This is a genomic window from Kribbella ginsengisoli (assembly GCF_039537185.1).
GTDB classification, from domain to species: domain Bacteria; phylum Actinomycetota; class Actinomycetes; order Propionibacteriales; family Kribbellaceae; genus Kribbella; species Kribbella koreensis.
Map to the genome: position 1 here is coordinate 1,548,568 of NZ_BAABAA010000001.1, position 23,215 is coordinate 1,571,782.

The 23,215-nt window shown below is 67.7% G+C and carries 20 protein-coding genes; 7 read left to right on the forward strand and 13 right to left on the reverse strand.

Translation table 11 applies throughout. From position 1 onward, the window contains the following. Positions 1–155: 155 nt before the first annotated feature. Positions 156–2,048, forward strand: coding sequence for a glycoside hydrolase family 27 protein (locus ABD768_RS07000; RefSeq protein ID WP_344838545.1), 1,893 nt, complete (start codon positions 156–158; stop codon positions 2,046–2,048). A gap of 30 nt (positions 2,049–2,078) precedes the next feature. Further along, positions 2,079–3,581 (forward strand): hypothetical protein, encoded by a 1,503-nt coding sequence (locus ABD768_RS07005; protein WP_344838547.1) that lies wholly within the window; start codon positions 2,079–2,081, stop codon positions 3,579–3,581. Positions 3,582–3,624: 43 nt separating this feature from the next. On the opposite strand, the gene ABD768_RS07010 is transcribed toward ABD768_RS07005, so the two are convergent. The 5 genes from ABD768_RS07010 to ABD768_RS07030 are packed head-to-tail and all read right to left on the reverse strand — an operon-like array spanning position 3,625 to position 8,944. Continuing rightward, positions 3,625–4,752, reverse strand: coding sequence for a substrate-binding domain-containing protein (locus tag ABD768_RS07010; RefSeq protein ID WP_344838550.1), 1,128 nt, complete (start codon positions 4,750–4,752; stop codon positions 3,625–3,627). Positions 4,753–4,774: 22 nt separating this feature from the next. Then, the gene (locus ABD768_RS07015; protein WP_344838552.1) at positions 4,775–5,788 is read right to left on the reverse strand and encodes a hydroxyacid dehydrogenase; all 1,014 of its coding nucleotides are present in this window, start codon (positions 5,786–5,788) and stop codon (positions 4,775–4,777) included. Then, positions 5,785–6,645 carry a carbohydrate ABC transporter permease gene (locus tag ABD768_RS07020; protein WP_344838555.1) on the reverse strand — a complete coding sequence of 287 codons (861 nt, stop codon included), beginning with the start codon at positions 6,643–6,645 and terminating at the stop codon, positions 5,785–5,787. Before ABD768_RS07020 ends, ABD768_RS07015 begins: the two co-directional genes overlap by 4 nt. Further along, positions 6,642–7,610, reverse strand: coding sequence for a carbohydrate ABC transporter permease (locus tag ABD768_RS07025; RefSeq protein ID WP_344838557.1), 969 nt, complete (start codon positions 7,608–7,610; stop codon positions 6,642–6,644). Before ABD768_RS07025 ends, ABD768_RS07020 begins: the two co-directional genes overlap by 4 nt. Next, positions 7,607–8,944: an ABC transporter substrate-binding protein gene (locus ABD768_RS07030; RefSeq protein WP_344838559.1), complete on the reverse strand. Its 1,338-nt coding sequence runs from the start codon at positions 8,942–8,944 to the stop codon at positions 7,607–7,609. Before ABD768_RS07030 ends, ABD768_RS07025 begins: the two co-directional genes overlap by 4 nt. Positions 8,945–9,087: 143 nt before the next feature. Between ABD768_RS07030 and ABD768_RS07035 the strand changes: the two genes are divergently transcribed. Continuing rightward, on the forward strand, positions 9,088–10,947 hold the full coding sequence (locus ABD768_RS07035; protein WP_344838562.1) for a DUF2264 domain-containing protein: 1,860 nt from the start codon (positions 9,088–9,090) through the stop codon (positions 10,945–10,947). Positions 10,948–10,966: 19 nt separating this feature from the next. Here the strand turns inward: ABD768_RS07035 and ABD768_RS07040 are convergent, their stop codons facing one another. Together ABD768_RS07040 and ABD768_RS07045 are read right to left on the reverse strand one after the other, a co-directional pair. Continuing rightward, positions 10,967–12,031 carry a substrate-binding domain-containing protein gene (locus ABD768_RS07040; RefSeq protein ID WP_344838564.1) on the reverse strand — a complete coding sequence of 355 codons (1,065 nt, stop codon included), beginning with the start codon at positions 12,029–12,031 and terminating at the stop codon, positions 10,967–10,969. A 79-nt stretch (positions 12,032–12,110) separates the two neighbouring features. Continuing rightward, positions 12,111–12,461 (reverse strand): hypothetical protein, encoded by a 351-nt coding sequence (locus ABD768_RS07045; protein WP_344838566.1) that lies wholly within the window; start codon positions 12,459–12,461, stop codon positions 12,111–12,113. Positions 12,462–12,677: 216 nt separating this feature from the next. Between ABD768_RS07045 and ABD768_RS07050 the strand changes: the two genes are divergently transcribed. From ABD768_RS07050 to ABD768_RS07060, 3 genes are all read left to right on the forward strand, one after another. Beyond that, positions 12,678–13,349: a GAF and ANTAR domain-containing protein gene (locus ABD768_RS07050; protein ID WP_343968772.1), complete on the forward strand. Its 672-nt coding sequence runs from the start codon at positions 12,678–12,680 to the stop codon at positions 13,347–13,349. Between the two features lie 44 nt (positions 13,350–13,393). Continuing rightward, the gene (locus ABD768_RS07055) at positions 13,394–13,522 is read left to right on the forward strand and encodes a hypothetical protein (RefSeq protein ID WP_344838570.1); all 129 of its coding nucleotides are present in this window, start codon (positions 13,394–13,396) and stop codon (positions 13,520–13,522) included. Between the two features lie 97 nt (positions 13,523–13,619). Then, positions 13,620–14,606, forward strand: a complete 987-nt coding sequence (locus ABD768_RS07060; protein WP_344838573.1) for a hypothetical protein — start codon at positions 13,620–13,622, stop codon at positions 14,604–14,606. A gap of 105 nt (positions 14,607–14,711) precedes the next feature. Here ABD768_RS07060 and ABD768_RS07065 read toward each other — a convergent pair whose 3' ends face one another. Together ABD768_RS07065 and ABD768_RS07070 are read right to left on the reverse strand one after the other, a co-directional pair. Then, positions 14,712–16,130: a PepSY-associated TM helix domain-containing protein gene (locus tag ABD768_RS07065; protein ID WP_344838575.1), complete on the reverse strand. Its 1,419-nt coding sequence runs from the start codon at positions 16,128–16,130 to the stop codon at positions 14,712–14,714. A gap of 128 nt (positions 16,131–16,258) precedes the next feature. Continuing rightward, positions 16,259–16,918: a hypothetical protein gene (locus ABD768_RS07070; RefSeq protein WP_344838578.1), complete on the reverse strand. Its 660-nt coding sequence runs from the start codon at positions 16,916–16,918 to the stop codon at positions 16,259–16,261. 143 nt (positions 16,919–17,061) lie between these two features. On the opposite strand from ABD768_RS07070, the gene ABD768_RS07075 reads away from it, so the two are divergent. After that, entirely contained in the window at positions 17,062–18,531 is a 1,470-nt protein-coding gene (locus ABD768_RS07075; RefSeq protein ID WP_344838580.1) for a peptidase M16 family protein, read from the forward strand. Positions 18,532–18,674: 143 nt separating this feature from the next. On the opposite strand, the gene ABD768_RS07080 is transcribed toward ABD768_RS07075, so the two are convergent. Genes ABD768_RS07080 through ABD768_RS07095 form a run of 4 tightly spaced genes read right to left on the reverse strand, consistent with a single transcriptional unit; the run spans position 18,675 to position 23,186 of the window. Then, positions 18,675–19,571 carry a carbohydrate ABC transporter permease gene (locus ABD768_RS07080; protein ID WP_344838582.1) on the reverse strand — a complete coding sequence of 299 codons (897 nt, stop codon included), beginning with the start codon at positions 19,569–19,571 and terminating at the stop codon, positions 18,675–18,677. A 3-nt stretch (positions 19,572–19,574) separates the two neighbouring features. Next, positions 19,575–20,639, reverse strand: coding sequence for a carbohydrate ABC transporter permease (locus ABD768_RS07085; protein ID WP_344838585.1), 1,065 nt, complete (start codon positions 20,637–20,639; stop codon positions 19,575–19,577). 7 nt (positions 20,640–20,646) lie between these two features. Beyond that, entirely contained in the window at positions 20,647–21,915 is a 1,269-nt protein-coding gene (locus tag ABD768_RS07090) for an extracellular solute-binding protein (protein ID WP_344838587.1), read from the reverse strand. Continuing rightward, positions 21,912–23,186: a glucosidase family protein gene (locus ABD768_RS07095; RefSeq protein WP_344838589.1), complete on the reverse strand. Its 1,275-nt coding sequence runs from the start codon at positions 23,184–23,186 to the stop codon at positions 21,912–21,914. Before ABD768_RS07095 ends, ABD768_RS07090 begins: the two co-directional genes overlap by 4 nt. Positions 23,187–23,215 lie beyond the last annotated feature (29 nt).

Genomic DNA, 23,215 nt, shown 5'->3' on the forward strand with positions numbered 1-23,215 from the left:
ATGAATCGAAGAGGACTTCCTTGACGGTGACCTGGGGGCCTGGTGAGACTGCTCGGCACCTCGGCACCGGTGCCGTCTCAACTGAGCGTCGAAACGCGGGGAGAGCTCCCCCTTGGTTCGTCTCTACGCAGCCGACAAACCCCAAGGAGATCCAAGTGCACCCCTCGAAACGCGGCGCCGCAGCCATGGCGGTGCTCATGGCCACAGCGGTGGGAGCCAGTGTTGTGGCCGGCGGAGCGGCGGAAGCCGTGTCCGTGCCCGGCAACATCGCCGACCACACGCTGCAGGCCACCCCGCCGATGGTGGTCCGGCCCGGCTCCTGGCGGGAGACCAACGACACCCTGGTGCGGCAGGACGCCGACGCGCTGGTGTCCACCGGGCTGGCCGCCAAGGGCTGGAAGATCGTTGCCGTCGACGACGACTGGATGATCAAGTCGAACGGCCAGGACTGGGACGGCACCCAGGTCGCGCCGGCCGCTCAGAACGGCCGCGACCTGAACGGCAACTTCATCAGCTCGCCCAGTAAGTACCCGAACGGCATCAAGGCGACCATCGACTACGTCCACAGCAAGGGGCTGAAGTTCGGCATCTACAACGACGCCGGAACCCTGACCTGTGACGGCGGCGCCGGCAGCTACGGTCACTTCACCCAGGACGCGGACTACTTCGCCAGCCTCGGCGTCGACTACATCAAGTCCGACTACTGCTACAACTACGACAACACGTCGAACGGCTGGCCGCTGACCACCGATCACGACGCGGACATCGCGGTCGCCGCCTACCGGGAGTTCGCCACCGCGATCAAGGCCGCGAACACCAAGTACGGAACGCACATGGTGCTCAACGCCTCGGCACCGGCTTACTTCAACTGGCACAGCGACGCCACCGGCACGGCGGCGTACAAGAAGGTCGTGACCGGCATGCAGACGGCCGCCCAGGCCTGGCGCGCCGGCGTCGACACCGGCGGCACCTGGGCCGCCAGCCTGACCCAGCTCGAGCAGGGCGAAGGTGCTCGCGAGTTCGCGAAGGCCGGCCACACCAACGACCTGGATCAGCTCAGCTTCGGCAAGGGCACCATGACCAGGACCCAGGAGCAGGCGCAGTTCAGCATGTGGGCGATGGTCAACTCAGCGCTGAACCTCAAGCTCAAGGGCACGGCCGCCTTCAGCGCGAACCTCGTCGCGGACGCGGGCAACACCGACGTCATCGCGATCAGCCAGGACCGCCTGGGCGTGCAGGGCAAGCGAATCTCCACCAGCGCCGATGCCGACGTCTACACCAAGCCGCTTGCCAACGGCGATATCGCAGTCGCACTCCTGAACAAGAACACCACCACCGCGCGGACCATCAGCACCACCGGTACGGCGGTCGGTACGTCGGCCACCAGCTTCACCCTCAAGGAGCTGTGGACCAAGGCAACCAGCACGAGCACCGGAACCATCTCCGCGAACGTCCCGGCCGGGAGTGCGATCCTCTACCGGCTGACCCCCGGGACCACCTTCACCGGCTGGACCAAGGCCCGCAACGCGACCGCGATCAGCGACGAGGACGCGGCCACCGCCGGCTGCTTCGACAGCGCCTGTGACAGCTACTCCGCCGACAAGCTGGCCGCGGCCGGCGTCGACCGGGGCGACGTCCTCACCTTCGGCGGCAGCGCATTCCAGTGGCCAGGGGTCGGATCCGGCGAGCTGGACAACATCGTGGCCAAGGGGCAGACCATCAGCCACGTGGTCGGCACGAAGCTGGCGTTCCTCGGCTCCTCCAGCGGCGGCGACACCTCCGGCACCCTGACCGTCAACTACACCGACGGTACGACCAGTACGGCCACCCTCGGCTTCCCCAACTGGGTCACGGCCAACCCGACAGCGTTCGGCTGCAGCACGGCCATCGACGCCAAGGGGCGCAACAGCCAGATCGGCCCCGACCAGCCCAGCACCCACTACCTGGTCTCGTACTGCCCGATCACCGTCACGGCGGGCAAGACCATCAAGTCCTTCACCCTCCCGAACAAGCCCGCACTCCACATCTTCTCCGTCAACGCCTCCTGACAGTCCCCCGATCCCCCGAAGGGGCGGCCCGTGGTCGAGACGACCGCCCCTTCGGGATTCCACCTGCACGACTTCCCCGGAGGTACTGCTATGCGAAACCGCTTCTTCCGGCGGTACTCACCCGTAGTACTGGCGCTGGCTCTTGGTGCCGGTTTGCTTGCCGCTGGACCCGCTGCCGGCGCGACGCCGGTTCCGGTGGCGATCACGGTAGACGCCACCCGGGCGGGCTACGCCGATGAGAGCTTCACCGGATTCAGTTACGAGAAGGACCGGATGGCAGCCGGTATGTTCGCCAGTTCGAACACCGCGCTGGTCAACCTGTTCAGACTGCTGGGCCACGGCTATCTGCGGATCGGCGGGAACCTGGTCAACCACGCCACCTGGAAGCCGAACGGCACGGGCGGAGTGATCGGCGAGATCGCGCCGGCCGACGTCGACAAGCTGGCCGGTTTCCTCCAAGCGACCGGCTGGAAGGTTGTCTACGGCATCAACGGGACGAGTCGCACACTCAGCGACAGCGACGTCCAGCGCGGCGTGGTCCCCAACACGGCGGTCAACGCCGCCGGCGAGGCGGCCTATGCGGCGCAGAAGCTGGGCGGCAACCTGGTCGCCTTCGAGATCGGCAACGAACCCAATCAGTACTCCAGCGCCAACACCCTCACCGACTACGAGGGCGTCTACGAGTCCTTCACCGCGGAGATCCTGAAGAGCGTCCCGAACGCGAAGTTCGACGGACCGGGTTGTCTGTACTCCGAAAGCTGGGCCGCCCCGTTCGCCCAGCGGGAGAAGTCGCCCGCCCTGTCCTTCCTGGCCGCCCACTACTACATCGGCGCGCCAACCTCCACCACGACGACGACCAGCATGATGACGAACAACCCGTCCGGTCCGCTCAGTACCGATACCAAGCTGAACGCCGCCGCGGCGGCCGCCGGCATCGGCTGGCGGATGACCGAGGCCAACTCGTACTACACCGGCGGCAAGGCCGGCGTCAGCAGCTCGAAGGCCGCGTCGCTGTGGGCGCTGGACTTCCTCGAAGGCGTCGCCGAGAACGGTGGGTCCGGGGTGAATTTCCACGGCGGGGTCTCGTCGCAGTTCACGCTCTACTACACCCCGATCGCCTTCAACAGCGACGGTGTCACGCCCTCCGGCGTACAGGCCGTGTACTACGCGCAACTGCTCTGGAAGCTGGCCGGTACCGGACGGCTGCACAAGACGACCATCGATGCGGACCCCAGCGTCATCACCTCCCCCGGGCTGACCTCGTGGGGAATCGGTAACAACGTCATCGTCAACAACAAGAGCGACTACCCGATCACGGCCACCATCACGCTCGCCGACACCGCCGTCTCGGCCAGGTCCTACGAGCTGGCAGGCCCGCAGTTGAGCACCTCCGACATCACTGTCGGCGGCGGCACGGTCGATGCCACCGGCAACTTCACCGGTACCGCGACACCCCTCACCGTGACCGGAACGAACAAGGTGACCGTCACCGTACCGGCACACGACGCGACCTTGGTCATCACTCAGAAGTAGCTCCCCTGACGTAGGGGCGGTCCACCTCCCGAAGGGGCCGCCCCTACTGGCGTGTCGCGGCGCCGCAGGAAGCCCGGATCACCAGCCGTGGGCGAAGGCGGATCTGGTGGACGGGGAAGTCTTCGCCGAAGCGGAGGCGTTGGAGGAGCACCCGAGCGGCCAGCTGGCCGATCTGGAACTTGGGTGGTGACACCGAGGTGAGCGGTATCTCCGCGTTCTCGCCCAGCTCGTTGTCGTAGGCAACCACTGCGAGGTTCTCGGGCACGGACAGGCCCGCCCGTTCCGCCGCGGCGAGAAGAGCGAGCGCCTCGTACTCCCCGAAGCAGAGGACGGCGGTGACCCCGGCGTCCCGGAAGGCCCGGACCGCCCGGTCCGCACGCCTCGGCGTCCAATCCGCCATCCGGTCCAGCTCCCGCGGTACGGCGGGCAGGCCGAACGCGCTCAGGGCCCATTCGTAGCCCGACACGATCGAGGCGGCGGTCGGGCCGTCGGTTCGCAACAGCAGCCCGATCCGGCGATGGCCCAGACCCTGCAGATGACGGACCGCCTCGTACGCGCCGCCCTCGTGATTGGTGCAGACGTACTCCATCGCGTCCGCCGGCCCGGCGGTCGCCACGCGTCGCTCGATCAGTACCACCGGCACCGGCAGTCGACGCAGTTCCTCACCTCGTGCGACCGGGTCGGACAGCTCGTGCAGGGACGGCACCAGGAGCAGGCCCGACACTCCATCGGCGAGCAGCCTGGCCAGCGCGGCCCGCTCCGCCAGCGGGTCGTAGTTCGAGCAGGCCACGACGGTACGGGCCCGGGCCGGCCCGAGGGTTGCCTCGATCCCACGCAGCACCCTGGGGTAGTACAGCGTGGTGTGCGGAACGATCACGCCGATGACGATCTGTTTCGGCGGTGCGGGCGGCACCCGGCTGGTCACGAAGGTGCCGGCGCCTTGTCGTCGTTCGACCAGGCCGCCGGCCACCAGTTCGTCGTAGGCCCGGCGGACGGTCGAGATCGACATCCCCGTCTCGGCCGCGAGGGACTCGTCCGTGGGGAGTTTGCTTCCCACGGGCCAGGTGCCGTCGGTGATGCCGCGGCGCAGATCCGCGGCGAGCGCGCGGAACTTCAGCTCCCGCGAGCTGATCGGCACGTCATCCCGCATCCCGTCACCACCTTCAGCCATCAAGCCGATTGTGACCCAGAAATCAGGCGGTGCGGTGGAACTCGGCCCGGAGCACCGGGTGGGCGAACGGCTCCCCCGCGGCGTACCGGGCCAGTTCGTCGGCCGCGGCGTCGGCAAGACGGTGCATCTCGTTGCCCAGCGAACCCGCGATGTGCGGGGTCAGCAGCACGTTCGGCAGGTCGTACAGCGGCGAGTCCGCAGGCAGTACGTTCGGCGAGGTCACGTCGATGACTGCTTGCAGCCGGCCCGCGGACAGCTCCTCGACCAGCGCGTCCTGCTCGACCAGCGAACCTCGCGCGGTGTTGATCAGTACCGCGCCGTCGCGCATCGACCCGAGCCTCCGCCGGTCGATCAGGTGGTGAGTCTCGGGCAACTCGGGCGCGTGCACGCTGACGACATCACTGTTCGCGCACAGTTCGTCGAGCGTCACCGACCGGACGCCCAGCTCGGCAGCCTCGGCCTCGGCGACGTAGGGGTCGTACAGCAGCACCTCGAAGTCGTGTGGCCGCAGGAGCGCCAGCACGCGCCGCCCGATCTGGGAGGCGCCGACGACACCGACCGTACGCCGGTAGTTGCCGACCGCATCGACCCCGAGCCAGTCGAGGCCGCGGCGCCGGTCGCGGTAGGCCGAGCTGAGGCGGAGTACCTGCTTGTTGGAGAACAGGATGGCGGCCAGCGTGTACTCCGCGACCGGGATCGCGTTGGCCCAGGCCGCCGAGGTGACTTCGATGCCCCGGTCCCAGCAGGCATCGGTGACGTGGTGGCGTACCGATCCCGCCGCATGGACGATCGCGCGCAACCGGGGCGCGGCGTCGAGTATCGCGGAATCGATCGTCGGACAGCCCCAGCTGCTGAAGATCACCTCGACGTCCCCGAGCGTCGCCGCGGCCGAGGGGTCCCTGAAGTCCTCCACGACCAGCGCCGGGTCGATGTCGGCCAGCTGGGTGATCCGCGTCATCGTGGCAGGCGTGATCAACCGGTGGACGAGTTCGGCGTGCATGGCGAGCATGGCGCGGGGCCTGCGCGCCGCGGTCACTTCACCGCTCCCGCGGACAGGCCGGCCTTCCAGTGCCGCTGGAGGATGACGAAGGCGACGACCAACGGGAGGATGGCGAGCAGCGAGCCGGTCACCACGAGTGGATAGAACTCGGGGAAGGCGTGCGTCTGGGTGTTCCAGGCATACAGCCCCAGGCTGAGCGGGAACAGCTTGGTGTTCGAGAGCATCACCAGCGGCAGGAAGAAGTTGTTCCAGATCGCGGTGAACTGGAACAGGAAGATGGTGAAGAAGCCGGGCTTCACCATCGGCAGGCCCACGGACCAGAAGATGCGCAGTTCGGCCGTGCCGTCGATCCGGGCCGCCTCGAGCACCTCGAGCGGGATGTACCCGGCGCAGAAGACCCTGGCCAGGTAGACGCCGAACGGGTTCACCAGGCACGGCAGCAGAACAGCCCAGTAGGTGTTGACCAGGCCGGCCTTCGACGCCAGCAGGTACATCGGCAGCGCCAGGGCGGTGGTGGGCACCATCACCCCCATCAGGACCAGTCCGAACACCTTCTCCCGGCCGGGGAACCGGTAGACCTGGAAGGCGTAGCCGGCGGCGATACAGAGGAATGCGCACAATGCCGCGCCGACTCCCGCGTAGAGGAGCGAGTTGGCGAACCAGCGGAAGTACACCCCGTCCTCGGTACTGGCCAAGGCCGACAGATTCTCGCCCAGATGCCACGTCGACGGCGACAAGGAACGGCCGGACAGCAGGTCGCTGGTGTTCTTGGCCGCCGCTGTGAGCAGCCAGCCGAGCGGCATCAGCATGTAGGCGGCCGCCACGATCAGTACCGCGTTGACCACGAGCTTCGACATCGCTCGCGGCCGTCGGGCGGCGGCATGGGTGCTCACTGATGACCTCCGGTCGTCTTGGCTTCGCGCCTGCGCGCGAGCCCGGTCACAAAGAAGGACAGCGCCGCTGCCACCAACGCCAGCAGCACCGAGGCCGCGGCCGCCAGACCGCTGTCGTTGCGCTGGAAGGCCGCGGTGTAGGCGAACATGTTGGGCGTCCACGAACTGTCCACCGCCGGCGCCGTCCCGTACAGGATCATCGGCTCGGTGAACAACTGCAGCGCGCCGATCACGGTGAAGATGGCGACGGTCGTCAGCGAGCCCCGGATCAGCGGGAGCTTGATACTGACGGACGTCCGGAGCTGGCCGGCCCCGTCCATCAGCCCGGCCTCCAGCACCTCGCGCGGGATCGCCTGCAGCGCGGCGTAGAAGATGACGACGTTGTAGCCGGTCCATTGCCATGCCGCCATGTTCACCACGGCAGGGAGCGGATGGCCGAGAATGTCGACGGTCACGCCGGCCGATCCGAGCGCGCCGAGCACCGGGCTGATCCCGGGTGCGTAGAGGTAGACCCAGATCAGAGCGGCGATGATGCCGGGGACCGCATGTGGAAGGAACAAGGCCAGCTGGAAGAACCTGCGTGCCTTCACCAGCGTCGAGTCGAGGAGCAGCGCCAGCAGCAGCGATGCCCCGATCATCACCGGGATGTAGAGCAGGCAGTACTGGCCCACGGTGGCGAACCCGGCCCGGAAGGCCGGGTCCGCCAACGCCCTGGTGTAGTTGCCGAGGCCGGTGAAGACCGACCCCGCCTCGCCGAAACCGAGGCCGGAGTGGCGCACGGAGAAAAGGCTCAGGTAGACGGCGTACGCGATGGGGGTCAGCGTGCAGGCCGTGAACAACACCAGGAAGGGCGCCAGTAGCAGCGCCGGGGCCCGGAACCGGCCCCGGATCCGCCGCCGGCTCCGTCGGCGCCGCTCGGGGGAAGCGGCGCGGACGGGAGTCGTACGGGTGAGAGTGGTGGTCACTGGGCGACCTTGATCCCTCGGTTCGCCAGTTCGGCCGTTGTCGCCTTCTGTGCGGAGTCGACCGCTGCGCTCAGGGTTCCGCCCTGGGCGAGCTTGCCGAAGCTGTCGGCCAGAGCGGTGTTCGTCGTACCCATCGCGGGGCCCCACTGCCAGTCGGGCCGGATGGACTTGGCCGCCTCGGTGAACAGACCGTAGATGTCCTGGCCACCGTAGAAGTCGACCTTGAAGGCCGACCGGGCGGTCGGTACCAGCGCGGGAGACGCGGGGAACATCGACGAGGTGCCGGAGGCGATCCGGGCCTTGATGCCCTCGGGGGTCGTCGTCGCCCACTCAGCGAACGTCAGTGCGGCCTTGGCGTTCTTGCTGTCCTTCGACACGGCGAAGGTGGTGCCGCCGAGCATTCCGCTGGCGGGCTTGCCATCCCAGCTCGGCACCGGCGCGACCGCCCACTTGCCTGCTTGGTCGGCGACGGTGCCCTTCAGTACGCCGCCACCCCAGGCGGCGCCGACATACGCCGCGGTCTCGCCCTTCTCCAGCGAAGCGGTCCATTGCTGGCTGAACGACGGCATCACGCGAACCAGGTCGTCGGAGATCAGGCCTTGCCAGTAGTCGACCACCCGCTTGCCGTCCTGGCCGTTGATCCGCACGTTCCAGCTGTCGTCCGAGGTGCCGAACCAGCGGGCGCCGGACTGCCAGGCGAACGCCTCGAGCGGGCCGGCGTCATCGGGGAAGAAGGTGGCGATCCGGCTGTTCGGGATCCGCTGCTTGAGCTTCTGACCCGCTGCCCGGAACTCGTCCCAGGTGGCCGGCGGGGTGATGCCGGCCTTCGCGAACAGGTCCTTGCGGTAGAAGAGCGCCTGCGGCGCCACATCCAGCGGCAGCGCCCAGGTCTTGCCGGCCAGCGTCGTCAGCTGGGTCGCCTGCGGGAGGTACTTGCTCTTCAGGTCGTCCGGGACAAGCGAGGTGATGTCCGCGACGTGGCCCTGGGTGACGAAGTCGGGTAGCGCGCCGTACTCGACGTTGAACAGGTCCGGGGCGTTGCCGGCCTTGGCCGCCGTCGTCAGCTTGGCGTAGCCGCCCGCGATGCCGGACGGGATCTTCTCGAAGTTCACCTTGACGTCGGTGTGCGAGGCGTTGAACGCCTTGACGACATCCTCCGTGCCCTTCGCCCAGCCCCAGAAGGTGATGGTCGCCGGGCCACTGGACGCTTTGGCACCTGTTGCGGTGCTGGCGTCACTCCCCCCGCAGGCTGCGAGCAGTGACACCGCCATGGTGGCGGACAGTGCGGCGACGGCGAGCCGGACGCGGCTTCGGCGGGACGATGTAGGCGACATGAGTTCGACTCCAGGGTGTGGGTGCGGATTGCGCCACATCGTGCGACCGAATTGTGATCGAAGTCAAGACTTTCTGATTAAATGATCTGTATCGTATGATTTCTGATCATTCGATAGAGGTGATCGCTGATCGAGGGGGCCAGATGGAGCTGTCGCTCCCACCCGAAGACCGCCGGCTCAGTCCGCGGACCGGCTGGACGAGGGCGCACTGGGAAGCTGCGGCAGACAGTCTGCTCACCGCCACCGCCAGGTACGCCGGCCCCGGCCACGCCCTGATCAGCCTCCCGGTGGGCCGGCCGGGCCAGGCAGGGCCGCGTGCCGACGGGCTGGAGGGATTCGCCCGGACCTTCCTGCTCGCCGCCTTCCGGGTGGCGGGCGCCGGCGGCGACGATCCCGGCGGCCTGCTCGCCGGCTATGCGTCCGGCCTGGTGGCCGGTACTGCGAGACCGACGACCGACCGCGAGTTGAGTTCGGCCGATCCGGTGTCCTGGCCGATCATGACCGACCATGGGCAGGCGCTGGTCGAGGCCGCGTCGATCGCGGTCGGTCTGCGGCTGACCCGGCCCTGGCTGTGGGACCGGCTCGACCCCGCCGCCCAGCAACGGATCGCCGACTGGCTCGAAGGCGGCCTGCACGTCGATCACGTCGACAACAACTGGTGGCTGTTCCCGGCGATGGTGGGCGCGTTCTTGTCCGAGGTGGGCGCCGATCCCCGCCTCGCCGGCAAGCGGGCGGTCAGTCGAGGGCTGGCCCGGATCGAGCAGTGGTACCGCGGCGACGGTTGGTACACCGACGGCCGCCCGCGCGCCTTCGACCACTACGTCGGCTGGGCGTTCCACCTCTACCCCGCGCTGCATGCCCACCTCAGCGGCGATCAAGGTCTGCTCGACCTGTACGGCGAACGCCTGTCGGCCTTCCTCACCGGATACGCCCGAATGTTCGGCAGCGATGGCGCCCCGCTCCACCAAGGCCGGTCCCTTTGCTACCGGTTCGCCGCAACCGCGCCACTGTGGATGGGAGCCCTCACCGGCCACACTCCACTACCCGTCGGCCAGACCCGGCGGCTGGCCTCCGGCGCACTTCGCCACTTCCTCGACCACGGTGCCGCCGACCCTGACGGCCTGTTGTCGCTGGGGTGGCACCACCCCTGGCCACCGATGATCCAGTCGTACTCCGGACCGGCGTCGCCGTACTGGGCAAGCAAAGGATTCGTCGGGCTGCTGCTTCCCGCCGACCATCCTGAATGGACCGCGACCGAGCGGCCCGCGCCGGTCGAGGAACAAGATGCCGTCCATCCCCTGGGCCGGCCCGGCTGGCTGATCCAGAGCACGGCAGCCGATGGAATCGTCCGGATGCACAACCACGGCAGCGACAATCAGCCCGGCAACCAGCTGATCGCCGACGACCCGATGTACGCCCGACTCGCCTACTCGACCGGTACCGGGCCCGTCTTCGATCAGGATCCTGACAACCACTTCGGTCTCGTCGTCTCCGGCGTACTGACCGAGCGCGGACCCATCCATCCGCTCGGCACCGGCCCCGGCTGGGCCGCGTCCGCACACCGGCCCCGGGCCGGCGCAACGGATCTCTCGGAGGTGACCATCACCTCGGTCGTCTTCGCGCACGGCGCCGACGAAGTGCATGTCCACCTGGTGTCCGGGGCGCCGTCGGACACCACGGTCCGGCACAGCGGCTGGGCGGTGACCGAGCGCGGACCGCTCAGCTCAGTGCTGCTCTCCTTGGCCGGGTTCGATTCCGCGACGACGCGCACGATCGTCGGCGGAACCGCGTTCGGCAGTCACGCGAGGATGCCCGTGCTGTCCGGCCGAACTCGCTCCGAGCACACTGTCTTCGCATGCCAGGCGAGGCTGTCGGGGTCAGCGGAACCAACGAGGGACGTCCAGTTGACGCTCGACGCCGACAAGGTCGTCGTGAGCATCGCGGACGCCCGCTTCGAGGCCACGCTGACGACCGCCGCCATCCACGTCACGCGTCACACCTGAGGCTGGACGCCACCGCCCGTCAGCCCTCTCCGCCGGCTCCGCAGGACGTGCGGACCGACAGCCGTGGGAGTAGGCCCACGTGCTGAACCGGAAGCTCCGGGCCGCCGCGCAACCGGCGTGCCATCAGCTCCATGGCTACTACGCCGACCGCCCGCTTGGGTGGCGCGACGGCCGTCAGCGGCGGCGCGGCCATACCGGCGAACACGTCGTCGTAGGAGATCAGCGCGACATCCTCCGGAACCCGCAGTCCGTGGCTTCGGAGCAACGGTGGCAGCGCGATCGCCGCCTGGTCGTTGTGCACCAGCACGGCCCCTACGCCGGCCTCTACCTGCTCGGCTATCGCCGCGGCCACCCCGGTCCGATCAGCACCCCTGTCAGGGATGTCGATCACCGGCTGCGGTGTGAGTCCCAGCAACTGCATGCCCGTCGCGTAACCGGAGCGCACCTGGTACGCCGTCCACGTGTCCGCCAGCGCGGCCAGTGCCACCGAGGTGTGACCGAGCTCCGCGAAGTGCCGCAGTGCGATGAGAACGCCATGGTCGTGGTCGGAGGTCACCGAGTCGAGCTCGGCCAGCACGCTGTCCCTGGCCGGACGCCGCTCGACCAGCACAACCGGTACCGACAGCTCCCGGATCCATTTCATGTCACCGCTGCCGGGCAGGAGGTTCGGCGTCAGCAACAGTCCTTCGGCGCCTGACTCCAGCAACTGCTTCACCTGCGCCTCGTCGTCGGCCCGCTCGTAGGACGCGATTCCGAGCACCAGCCGGGTGCCCGTCGACGTGGCGATCTCCCGCGCCCCCTCGACCACTTCGTCGTAGTACCCCTCGACGGTTGGCACCACGACGCCGATCACTCGCTCCGACGCCGCCACGCGCTCGTCGGCGGGCATCGACACCAGGCCGTGCGACCGCTGAAGCAGGCCGCTGTCCGCAAGCCTCGCCACATCCCTGCGGACAGTGACAGCAGGCAGCCCGATGCGCTCCGCCAGGTCGACCAGCCGTAGCGTCCCCGCCTCGCGGAGGGTGGCGTAGATCAACTCCCGGCGCTGGTCCGCGTTGACGGTCATCGTCTCCCTCTCGGTCACTGATCATTTCGCAGCGCCAAAGCTATCATTTGGTCAATATGATCAGGAGTATTTCGCCTCACCGAGACCGTCGGGGTCGTTACGCGTCGGCGGGGTCCGTCGGTGGTGACGGCCAGATTCCGGCGGTTGCGAGGGCTTCGCAGATCTCTGGATCGGTCGCGACCACCTCGAATCGGCGGCTGGCCGCCCAGCACCTTCTCTGGGCCACGTCCACCAGGTGGCGGAGTACGTCGTGGTTACCCGGCTCCAGTTCGGCCTCGACGACCAGTACTACGCCGTGCGTGCCTCGCTCACAGGCGTCCAGCAGCAACTCACGCACGGCCGCCGAGACCGTCTCGGTGAGCACTCGGCCGACCACGATCCTGAAGACGCCCGCGTCACATTCCCACTGCACAGCCGCGCTGCCATGCGCAACACCATCGATGACCATCTGAGCCCCACCCGCCGTCCGGTACCACAACAACCCCGCACACTGCCGGACGAGTGCTGCTCCGGTTCCCACCCTGCTGGCCCGTGAAACGCCGCGCCGCCCGGGCTGACGACCGAAGCCGGGTCGCTGAACCGGTTGAGGCATAATTTTCGGGAACTTTGCGGCGTCGAGAAGCTGGCGCCAGTACTGCGCATTGCCTGTTACGAGGAGTGACAGATGACGAACCAAGCTGGCGACTTCGGTGAGCTGGCCATGCACCTGCACGACCAGATCGGGACCCTGGCGACGGTCGAGGCCGTTCTCCAGTTCGCGACCGAGGCACTGTCCTACGACCACGCCTCGGTGATGCTGATGCGCCGGCGCCACCCCGAGACCATCGCGGCCACCGATGAGCTGATCACCAAGGCCGACCAGTACCAGATCGACTTCCGGGAAGGCCCGAGCCTGCTGGCCATCTCCGATCACGAGGACGTACTGGTCGAGGACACCGCCACGGACGACCGCTGGCCCACCTGGACGCCCACGGCGGCCGCCAACGGAATCCGCAGCCTGCTGGCCATCCGGCTCGTCACCGCCCACTCGACCAGCGGGGTCTTGAACCTGGTGACCTCCCGGCCGACCGTCTTCACCGACGCGGACCGCGAATCGGCCCGGCTGCTCGCCCTGCATGCGTCGATCGCGATCGCGTCGTCCCGGCTGGAGTCCTCGCTCCAGCAAGCCGTCGACTCCCGCAAGATCGTCGGTCAGGCAGTAGGCCGCCTGATGGAGCGCTACGGCCTCGACGCCGTCCAGGCCTTCCTCGTCCTGCGGCGCTACTCCCAGGACCGCAACCAACGCCTGTACGCCGTAGCCGCCCACGTCACCACCACCGGCAAACTCCCCGTCTAGCCCGTCGCGCCACCACGGAACCGCAGTACACCCACAGCAGCCGGATGCAAGTGCCGGTCCGGTCGGCGAAGACGGCGTACCTCCCGAGGGAACTGGTGATCGGGGCGATCAAGGCGGCACCACCCTGCGGCACCGGCAGGACCGTGTCGTCGTCCGGCCAGCCGTCCTGCTGAACGAGCCGATCGCCGACAGTTGATCCGGGCAACCGATTCGTGCCGCTGCATGGTGTGGCTGTGCGTGTCTTCGCAGCGAGTGGGGTACCAGCCCGGGATGCAACCCATCCGCGTCGGCCTTGTAGCAGATCCAGCCGCACCGACCGCGATCGCACGGAGGCTGACCGATCTGGGCCCCCACGATGGCAGTGGCCACTGGGACATCACAGTGCTGAGTGAGCCGTTCACCACCGGCTCCGAGGATGTTGGCGTGGCCGTGGGCCGGCTGCAGGACCGGGCGCGCGAACACGACTGGGACCTCGTCGTCGGCCTGACCGAGCTCCCGCTCCACGATCACGAGGGCCGGCATTTGCTGGTCGAGACCGACCCGGAGCAACGGACCGCCGTACTGTCCCTGCCTGCGTTGGGCGGACTCCGGATGCGTACCCGCACCCGCCGTGCAGTGCGCTCCCTGATCACCGACATGTCAGACCCCCACCCGACGGATGAGCACCATGTGACCCTCCCCCGCCGCCGCGGCCACTGGCGTCTGCTCACGGGCATGGTGCTCGCCAACCGTCCGTGGCTGCTGGTACCGGGCCTGAAATCGGCGCTCGTCGCCGCACTGGCAACCGGAGCCGTCGCCACGGTCAACTCCACGGTCTGGCTACTGGCCAGCTCGATGTCGTGGTGGCGCCTGGTCGTCGCGACAGTCGCCTCGATCGCCCTGGTCGTCGGCTGGCTGGTCATCGACGGTGAACTGTGGGACCGCCCCGACGACGACTCCACCCAGGCACGCCACCGATCCCGCCTCTACAACGGCTCCACACTGCTGACCCTCACGGCCGGAGTCCTCATCTGCTACGCGGCCCTCTACGTCGTGAACCTCGCCTGGGCGTACTTCGTCCTCGACCCCGACGTGATGGGCAGCTACCTCCAGAACCCGATGAGCCACGCGGACCTCTTCGTCCTCACCTGGTTCGTCGCCTCCGCCGCAACCCTCGGCGGCGGCCTAGGCTCCGGCCTCGAGTCCGACGAAGCAATCCGGGCCGCCGCCTACTCCAAACGAGAGCAAGACCGCCGCGACCGCCTCTCCCACGACTGAACCCCAAGCCGTCCGCCCCTGCCCACCGGACTGATCGTCACTCGCGACCTCTGACTTGCCGGCAGCAACGGCGCTTCGCGTCAGGCGCCGTTGCTGCAGGCGTTCTCAGTCGGTTGTGTTGAACCAGGCGCGCAGTCTCGGAGTACGCCGGATCACCAACTGGTCGAGGAGCAGGGCGAGTACGAGCGTGATCCCGAACATCGGCAGGAACAGCGCCAGCGCGACCACGAGAACCGCCAGCACCGGAGTCGCCTTCAACGGCAACCGGCCCCGTGGTGCACCGACAGCGCCGGCCGTCTTCGGGCGACGGCGCCACCACATCAGCGGGCCGGAGACGCACATGAAGATCACCCCGAGACAGAACGCCGTGGTGACGACCATGTTCGCGGTCCCCAACCGCCGGCCCTCATGCAACGCGATCCCTTGGGCGACCGTCTTGGCCAGCAAGGGATAGTCCTGATAGCCGTACGTCGAGACCACCTGCCCACCGAACTGGTCGACGTGCAGCGTCCGCTCCTCGGCCGGATTCCGGAAGGCGTACCCGATCACGGAGTACACGCCCTCCTCGCCGCTCGGCAGCGCGATCGTCAACGGCCGCGCCAGACCGTTCTGGACGCCGACAGCCACCGCGGTGTCGATGGTGGCCACCGAACGACGGTCCTGGTCCGGGTCCGACTTCGGCACCTTCGACTCCCCCAGCGCCCACGGCACCGCATGACTGTGCGGCAGCGACTCGTCCAGGGTCGACGTCGGATTCGACAGCGCACCAGGGTCCTCGCCCCACATCGAGCTGCCTTGGCTGGTCGCGATCTGCTGCACCTTCGCGCCCCAGAACCCCGTCCACGGCAGGCCCGACACGATCAGAAACAGCAGCCCGACTCCCAGCACCGAGCCCGTCAACGCGTGCCGCGACCGGAGTACGGCGCCCGCTGCTTTCGCCGTACGCCGACGCGCCCGGGCGACTCGCCCGCGGACGAACAGGTAGTACCCGGTGATCGCCATCACGAGCGCCCAGCAGGCACCGATCTCGATCACCGCGTCACCCCAACGACCGGCCATCAACTCACCGTGCAGCAGGATCGCGCCACCTGACAGCGTCGAGTCCGGATCCAGCGATCCCAGTACCTGACCCTGGTACGGATCCACGAACACGTCCCGGGTGGCGCCGCCCGCCGTCTCCACCGAGAACACCGTCGACCGATCGGCGCCGGACGGCTCGGTCATCGACACCACGGTCGCGTCCGGAAACGCCTTCTTCACCTCAGCCAGCTGAGTGTCGTACGGCTGCGCCACCAGTCCGGCCGGCTGCTGCACCTTCATCAGATCGGCATGCAGAACCGGCTCGATCTGAAACCGGAACAGGTAGATCAGACCGGTCACCGCCAGCACCAGCACCACCGGAACGACCAGAAAACTCGCATAGAAATGCCATCGCCAAAAGGCCCGGAACAACCCGGCCCCTTTGACACCTTGTTTCGCCGGTGCGCCACCGGCTTCTGTTGCCACATCACCACTGAATTGCATCTGCTTCTCCAGGAATCCACGATCCGACGGGCAGTCCGGCCGGATCCGATCGCACGACGGCCACGCCCGGGCAGGCATGGCCGAACCCGCCGCGGCCCCAGAGGCTCAGCGACGGGTGGGTCGAGCTGTCAACCGACAGCGACCCCAGCGGGAGGACCCCTCGAAACGATCGCGTGCACCAGACGCAGCCGACGCATGGTGCGGACGCGGAACACCAGCCCCGGCTTGATCCGAGGCAACCCCAGCGGCGCAGACACCTTGTCCACCAGCGCCAACGAGGCCCGCACCCGCTGAGCGGCGTACCGGACGATGCGGAACACCGCCCGCTCCCCGTACGCCAGCCAAAGCCCACTCAGCAGCGCGACGACGAGGTGAGCAGCAAACATCCCCAGCATCGACCCGAGCACCAAGCCACCGCCGTGCCCCATCCCTTGCACGTGCGCCATCTCGTGGGCGTGTGCCATCCCGTGGTGGTGAGCGACCGGAGTCGCATCCGGCATCACCATCTGCGGATGCGCGGCACCGGCCGAGCCGACCATCTCGGCGATGGTGAAGCCAACGTGCAGGACAGCCTGTACGGCAACCGCGATCGCCGTCACCGAGACAACATCCCGCTCGCACGCAGCCAACCGCCAGCCGCAGCTCCAGACCCCGGCGAACGCCCCACCGATCGCCCACCAAGGCAGCGACGCACCGGACATCAACACGTGCCCCAGCGCAGTGAGCAGCACACAGACGACTGCGAACAACGCCGCCCGCACTACCCGGGACCACCCCTGTTCAGCCATGCTCCGGACATCGTGACATCTCACATCCCCATCACGAACCTGCCCAGACCTCAAACCCCTTCCCCCGCCTGTGGCAAGTCCCACAACCAGATCAGGAACTCTCCCCCACCTGCCGACGTCAGCTCCGGCAGTACAGTTCGCCGGTGATCAAAACGGAGCTTGTCGATGGCGTGCGGCTGCTGCGGCACCGGGATCCCCAGGACCACACAGACGTCACCCTGACCTTCGCGGTCGGAGCCCGGGACGAGACGCTGCGCACCGTCGGGGTCGCGCACGCCGTCGAGCATCTGGTGATGAGCACGGTGCGTCAGTTGCCGATCCAGGTCGAGGCCGAGGTCGATCTGATGACGACCACCTTCGCGGCGTCCGGATCGCCCGCGCGGGTCGGCGAGTTCCTGAACCGGCTCTGCGCCGCGCTGGCCGACCCGCCGGTGGATCGGCTTGCGGTCGAGGCCGGGGTACTGGCCGCCGAGGACGGCTGGGCGGCGCATCCGATCGCTGCCTTCCTGCTCTTCGTCCGGTACGGCGCTGCCGGTCCGGGGCTGGCCTGGCTGGAAGGTGCGGGGTACGACGGCCTGACGGCAGAGCACGTCACCTCATTCGCGCGGAAGTGGTTCGTGCCTGGCAACGCAGTACTGCAGGTGAGCGGTCCGCTGCCGGACGGGCTGGAGCTGAAGCTGCCGCAAGGGCCCGCGCCGACCAGGGAGTACCCGCGCGGACGGTTGCTGGATGGACCGTCAGCGGTCGGGTACGGCATCCCGGGAGCCGCAGTACTGCTCACCGTGCCACCAGGCGACGCTGCACGCGTGCCCAGACTGGCGATGAGTGTGCTGGAGAACAGGATCGAGGAGCAGTGTCGCCACGTCGCTGGACACAGCTACGTCGTCGACAGCCAGGTCGTGGGTAGGGACTTCGTCATCTTTGCCGAAGCCCGCGAAGGCACTGAGGAACCGGTAGCGCAGGCAGTGGCAGCGGCCCTGACCGACCTCGCCGCCCATGGGCCCAGCGAAGAAGAGCTGGCGCTGGCGGTTGCCCGTCTGGAGGAGGACCTTGCCACCACCGATAGAGAGCTGGCTTCGGCATTCGGCGCCACGATGCACCAGTTGATGGGTGACCCGCCGCTGGCACCGATTGACCTAGCACTGGCCAAGCAAGTACACCCGACGGACATCGCGGCAGTACTGCGGGACGCCCTTCCTTCGGCCATCGGATATGCCGAACAGGAGGTAGTGGACGTCTGGAAGGCGCACGGGTTCCGTCCCGAGACGCACTGCCGGGTGATTCCCGAACTGCCGGCGGGGAAGGTCTACAAGCCGTCCCTGGCGGCAAGGACCTTCTTCAAGGACGCTCGCTCGCTCGTACTGGTGCAGACCGAGCAGGGACTCGCATTGCGCGACGAGGACGGCGTCCACGAGATCCGCTGGCAAGACGTGGCCGGAGTGATGCGCACGGACAACCCCACCGTGGTCCTTGGCATCAACGGCTGCGCGATCCCGGTGGACCCACACCTTTTCCGCGGTTCAGGCGCCGCCCTGGACGAACTGGCGCGCCGTACCGACCCCGGCCTGTGGTTCGACGAGTCGGCCTTCACCCGCGACCAGGACGACCACTAGCCAATTGCCGAGGGCGAGAGCGGCCGCCGAGAGCGGGTTGCACGAGCGTCAGGAGCGCCAGCCATTCGGCACCCGCCCCACGCCAGCCAGACCCAGCGCCCGACGCAGGAGCGAGCGGAGACGGCTGGCGTGGGGGTTGTTGTTCAGCGGCCGCCCGTAAAGGTGATTCCGTTGGTGATTTGTTTTTGGGCGAAGAAGAAGATCGCCAAGCAGGGCAAGGTGATGAGGACTGAGGTTGCCATCAGCAACGGAGTGTCGGTGCCGTTGACTGATTGGAAGCCGGCCAAAGCCAGCGGGAGGGTTTTCCACTGGTCGGAGTTGATGTAGATGGCGGGGCCGAGGAAGTTGTTCCAGTAGCCCATGAAGAGCAGGATCGAGACGGCGACGACCGCGGGTCGCGCCAGCGGGAAGTACACGAGCAGGAACATCTTGAACCAGCCGCAGCCGTCGACGACCGCCGCGTCGGCCAGCTCCGAAGGCATTCGGGAGAAGAACTGGCGGAAGAGGAAGATGTAGAAGGGCGAGCCGAAGAAGGCCGGCAGGATCAGTGGGTAGAGGGTGTCGATCATGCCGAGGTTGTTGAAGAGCATGAACTGCGGCACCATCGTCACCTCCCCCGGCAGCAGCATCGTCGCCAGTACGACACCGAAGACCACTCCGGAGAAACGCACCCGCAGCCGGGCGAACGCGAACCCGGCCAGCGAACAGGAGAACACCGTCCCGACGATCGGGATCAGCGTCGTCAGCACCGAGTTGAGCGCATAGCGCCAGAACGGGAACGACGTGATCGCGCGACTGTAGTTGTCCCACAGGAACTCGTGCGGCCAGATGCTCGCGCCCGACGATCCCACCCCGGCCAGAGACCTCAGCGACGTCGCGATCATCCACAGGAACGGGTACACGAAAGCAAGAGAGCCGAGCGCCAGTACGACGTACAGCGCGACCGTCAGCGGCAGGTTGCGGCGCCAGAAGGGCCGGTCGGCGCGGCGGACCGCACGGGATACCTCGAGAGGCGCTCGGGTCGAGACGAGAGTCGCCATGGGTCAACTCCTCCTGGCGGGACGGCCGGCCCGCAGTCGGCGGCGGCCGCCGAGTTCGGTTTCGTAGTACACGGCGAAGGCACTCCCGCGCAGGGTGACGGCGGTCAGCGCCAGGATGATGACGAAGAGAATCCAGGCCAGCGCGGACGCATACCCCATCCGGAAGTTCTGGAACGCGTTGTCGTACAGGTAGTACACGAAGAACAACAGCGAATCCTTCGGCCCACCATTCGCGACGAACCCCTGGGTGAAGATCTGCAACGCCCCGATGATCCCGGTCAAAGCATTGAACAAGATGATCGGCGACAACTGCGGCAACGTCACATGCCAGAACAGCCGCAACGGTCCAGCGCCATCCAGAGCCGCCGCCTCATAGAGATTCAAAGGCACGTCCTTGAGACCCGCGAGATAGATCACCATCGCGCCACCGACAGTCCAAAGGCTCATCAGAATCACCGTCGGCAACGCCCACGACGCGTCGTTGAACCACCCCGGCCCCTGCACCCCGAGCTTGGCGAGCAGATCATTGGCCAGCCCGTACTGCGGATTGAAAACCCAAAGGAACAAGACGATCTGAGCAACCCCCGACACCAGCGACGGCAGATACCAGATCGTCCGGAAGAACCGGATCCCCGGCAGCTCGGCATTCATCAGCAACGCGACCATGAACGCCAGGAAGGTCTGCAACGGCACCGAGATCACCGCATACAGCAGCGTCACCTTGATCGCCTGCCCGACCCGCGGGTCCTGGAACGCCTCGGTGTAGTTCGCCACCCCCACGAAGCGAGGCGGTGTGATCAAGTCCCACGACGTCAAGCTGACGTAGACCGAAGAAAGCATCGGCCCGACGGTGAAGACCACGAAGCCGATCAGCCAGGGCGAGATGAACAACCAGAACGCGATCGTCTTGTCCGCCCGCGGCCATTTCCGGCGAGCCCCGTACGCCGCCAGTCCGATGGCGGCGTACAGGACGATCAGCAGCACCAGGAACGGGACCAGCGGCACGAGCACCGCGGGAACACCCCAGGACTCCGCGAGCGTGCGGATCCAGCCGATGGTCGGGTTCATGGCCGCCTCACTTCTTCAGCGCGGCGGTGCACTTGTCGTTGAGGCCGGGCAGGATCTTCGCGACGTCGTCCTTGCCGCTGCCCAGCGGGGTGTAGCTGGTGATGCCCTTGTCGGCGTCACCGGAGATCTGCGCCTCGCGCGGCACCGACGGGCTCACCAGACCCGTCTTGAGCGCGGTCGTGAACGCGGCCAGGTTGCGATCGGCCGGCAGGATCTTCTCCAAGGTCCCGACGGACTCAGCGATGATCGGTACGCCGAGCGCCGTGTTGCCCTGGATCAGCTGGTTCTGCGCATCGGCGTCGGTACTGGCGAACTCGACGAACTTCTTCGCCGTCTCCGCCTTCTTGCCGGACGCGTTCTTCGCGATCGCCAGCCCGCCGACCTCCATCGGGAATCCCTTGCCAGGAACCGGTACCAGCGTCCAGTTCGGCTTCGAGATCTTGGCGAAGTCCGCGACCGTCCACGGCCCGAAGTCACTGAACGTCCCGAGCCGGCCGGCCGCGAACCACTGCGCCTGGTCCTGCCCGTCGATGTCGAGCGAGTTCGGCGCGTACTTGTCCTTCTGCATGTCCACGACGTACTGCGCCGTCTTCACCCCTTGGGCGTCCCCGAAGGTGCAAGCCGTCGCATCCGCGTTGTAGAACCCGCCACCGGCCGCGGTCAGCCAGCCCTTGAACCACAGGTTGCTCGTCCCGAACACCCGCGTCTTTCCCTCACCGTGCGACAGCTTCGCGGCCACCGCCCTGAATTCGTCCAGCGACAGCGGAGTCGTTGCACTCGGCAACGGCAGCCCGGCCGCCTTGAAGGCGTCCACGTTGATCGCCATCACCTTCGGCTTCGCGGTGAACGGCATCGCGTAGTACTTGCCGTCGAACTTGAGCGCCTCACTGATGTTCGGCTGGATGAACTTGCCCGGATCGACCTGCTGCTCGGCGAAGCTCGGCGCGAAGCCGGCCAGGCTGGTGTTGCTGATCTCCATCACGGTGGACTGGGTGCCGGCCGCGATCGAGGTCTGGATCTTCTGCTCGTAGTCGGCCTGGATCCAGTTCGTGGTCACCTTGGTACCGGGGTTGGCCTTCTCGAACGCCGCCGCGATCGCCTTCAGCGAGGCGGCCTCGGAGTTCGTACCCCAGAACGAGAAGGTGATGTCGCCGTTGTCGTCGGCGCCGCCCGCGTTGTTGGCGGCGGGCGCACTGCCGGAAGCACAGCCGGCGGCGAGGAGGAGGGCGGCGAGACCGGCTCCGACCGGGAGCAGGTGGCGGTTGAACAGCTTCATGGGAGGTCCTTCGGATGTGGGGACGTGGCCCGGACCGTCTGGCCGGGCTCGAGGATCCAGGGACCGGCGGAGCCGACCGTCACCGTCAGCGGACCCGGTCCGCCGTGCACGGTGAGCTCGGTCGTGTGCCGTCCTTCTTGGGTGATGCGTAGGTCCCAGTCGCCGACGTGGACGTGGTCGGCGGTGAGCCAACCGATCTCGGCCGGCAGATGGGAGTCGATGGTCAGGCTTGCCTCAGCAGCATCCGGGACCAGGCCGAGGAGGCCTGCCACCAGATGCTCGACAACGGTGAAAGAGATCTCCGGGTAGTCGTCCCGGCTGTCGATCAGGTGCCGCAGCCAGCGCCACGCCGACTCGTCGCGGCCAGACCGGAAGAACACCTCCGGCAGATAGCTGAACGCCTCGATGTTCGGCGGCGGATCGGACTCCAGCTGCTGCTCGATGAAATCCAGGAACCGCTCGGCCCGTACGCCGGACCCGCCCAGCCCCGTCATGGGTACGAACCAACTCGTCTCCAGCCCCCAGCCGAAGTCGAGCGTGCCGTCGCCGAGCCGGCCGCGGGCGTAGCTGCCGCTGGCCTCGTCCCACCAACCCAGGAACTCGCGCTGGACAGCTTCGGCAGCCAAGCGGTGGTTGTCCCCGAAATGCCGGGCGAGCTCGAGCAGAGCGGCGTACTGGAGGGCGAGACCGTCCGCCGCAACCGTCAGCGGCCGTTCGGGGTGCTCGTTGTAGGTGGCGGTGCCTTCGAAGATGTCGCCGGTGCCCGGTGCTTCCGGGAGCCCGTCGCCATCGTGGTCGTGTGCCCGGACGAAGTCGCCGGCCGAGCGTTCGTAGTACGCGGCCAGATCGGGATCGTCGAGCCATTCACGGTCGCCGGTCCAGCCGTACTGGCGCAGCGCCCGGTAGGTCAGGTCGAACACCGCGGGGATCTCCCGGACGAAGTGCTCGTCACCGTGATAGTCGAGAGCGGCGATACTCCCGTCGAAATGGAACGCCCAGAGCGGGTACCACTTCCGCTCCGCGGTCGCCGACCTGGCGAAATGCCGGAACATCGCGAAGTTCTCCGCGTCCAGCCCGAGCAGATGCGCGCCGGCCGCCTGGTGGCAGACGTCGCGCGAGTAGAACATCGGCCGGGACGGGTAGCCCGCCCAGTACGACGGCAGGTTGCCCGGCGCGGCGTCGGTCCGGACCCACTCCAGGGCACGCTTCCGGGCCCAGGCGAACGCGTCCTCGACATAGCCGAGATCCGCCGCCACGGTCAGCTCGGACATCCTTGGCCTACTTCCGGCTACAGGGGATA

Bases quoted from the DNA above. Each gene is read 5' to 3' on its own strand.
- ABD768_RS07010 (WP_344838550.1), bottom strand. From the start codon at position 4,752: ATGGCTGAAGGTGGTGACGGGATGCGGGATGACGTGCCGATCAGCTCG.
- ABD768_RS07030 (WP_344838559.1), bottom strand. From the start codon at position 8,944: ATGTCGCCTACATCGTCCCGCCGAAGCCGCGTCCGGCTCGCCGTCGCC.
- ABD768_RS07035 (WP_344838562.1), top strand. From the start codon at position 9,088: ATGGAGCTGTCGCTCCCACCCGAAGACCGCCGGCTCAGTCCGCGGACC.
- ABD768_RS07045 (WP_344838566.1), bottom strand. From the start codon at position 12,461: ATGGTCATCGATGGTGTTGCGCATGGCAGCGCGGCTGTGCAGTGGGAA.
- ABD768_RS07050 (WP_343968772.1), top strand. From the start codon at position 12,678: ATGACGAACCAAGCTGGCGACTTCGGTGAGCTGGCCATGCACCTGCAC.
- ABD768_RS07055 (WP_344838570.1), top strand. From the start codon at position 13,394: ATGCAAGTGCCGGTCCGGTCGGCGAAGACGGCGTACCTCCCGAGGGAA.
- ABD768_RS07060 (WP_344838573.1), top strand. From the start codon at position 13,620: ATGCAACCCATCCGCGTCGGCCTTGTAGCAGATCCAGCCGCACCGACC.
- ABD768_RS07065 (WP_344838575.1), bottom strand. From the start codon at position 16,130: ATGCAATTCAGTGGTGATGTGGCAACAGAAGCCGGTGGCGCACCGGCG.
- ABD768_RS07070 (WP_344838578.1), bottom strand. From the start codon at position 16,918: ATGGCTGAACAGGGGTGGTCCCGGGTAGTGCGGGCGGCGTTGTTCGCA.
- ABD768_RS07080 (WP_344838582.1), bottom strand. From the start codon at position 19,571: ATGGCGACTCTCGTCTCGACCCGAGCGCCTCTCGAGGTATCCCGTGCG.
- ABD768_RS07085 (WP_344838585.1), bottom strand. From the start codon at position 20,639: ATGAACCCGACCATCGGCTGGATCCGCACGCTCGCGGAGTCCTGGGGT.
- ABD768_RS07090 (WP_344838587.1), bottom strand. From the start codon at position 21,915: ATGAAGCTGTTCAACCGCCACCTGCTCCCGGTCGGAGCCGGTCTCGCC.
- ABD768_RS07095 (WP_344838589.1), bottom strand. From the start codon at position 23,186: ATGTCCGAGCTGACCGTGGCGGCGGATCTCGGCTATGTCGAGGACGCG.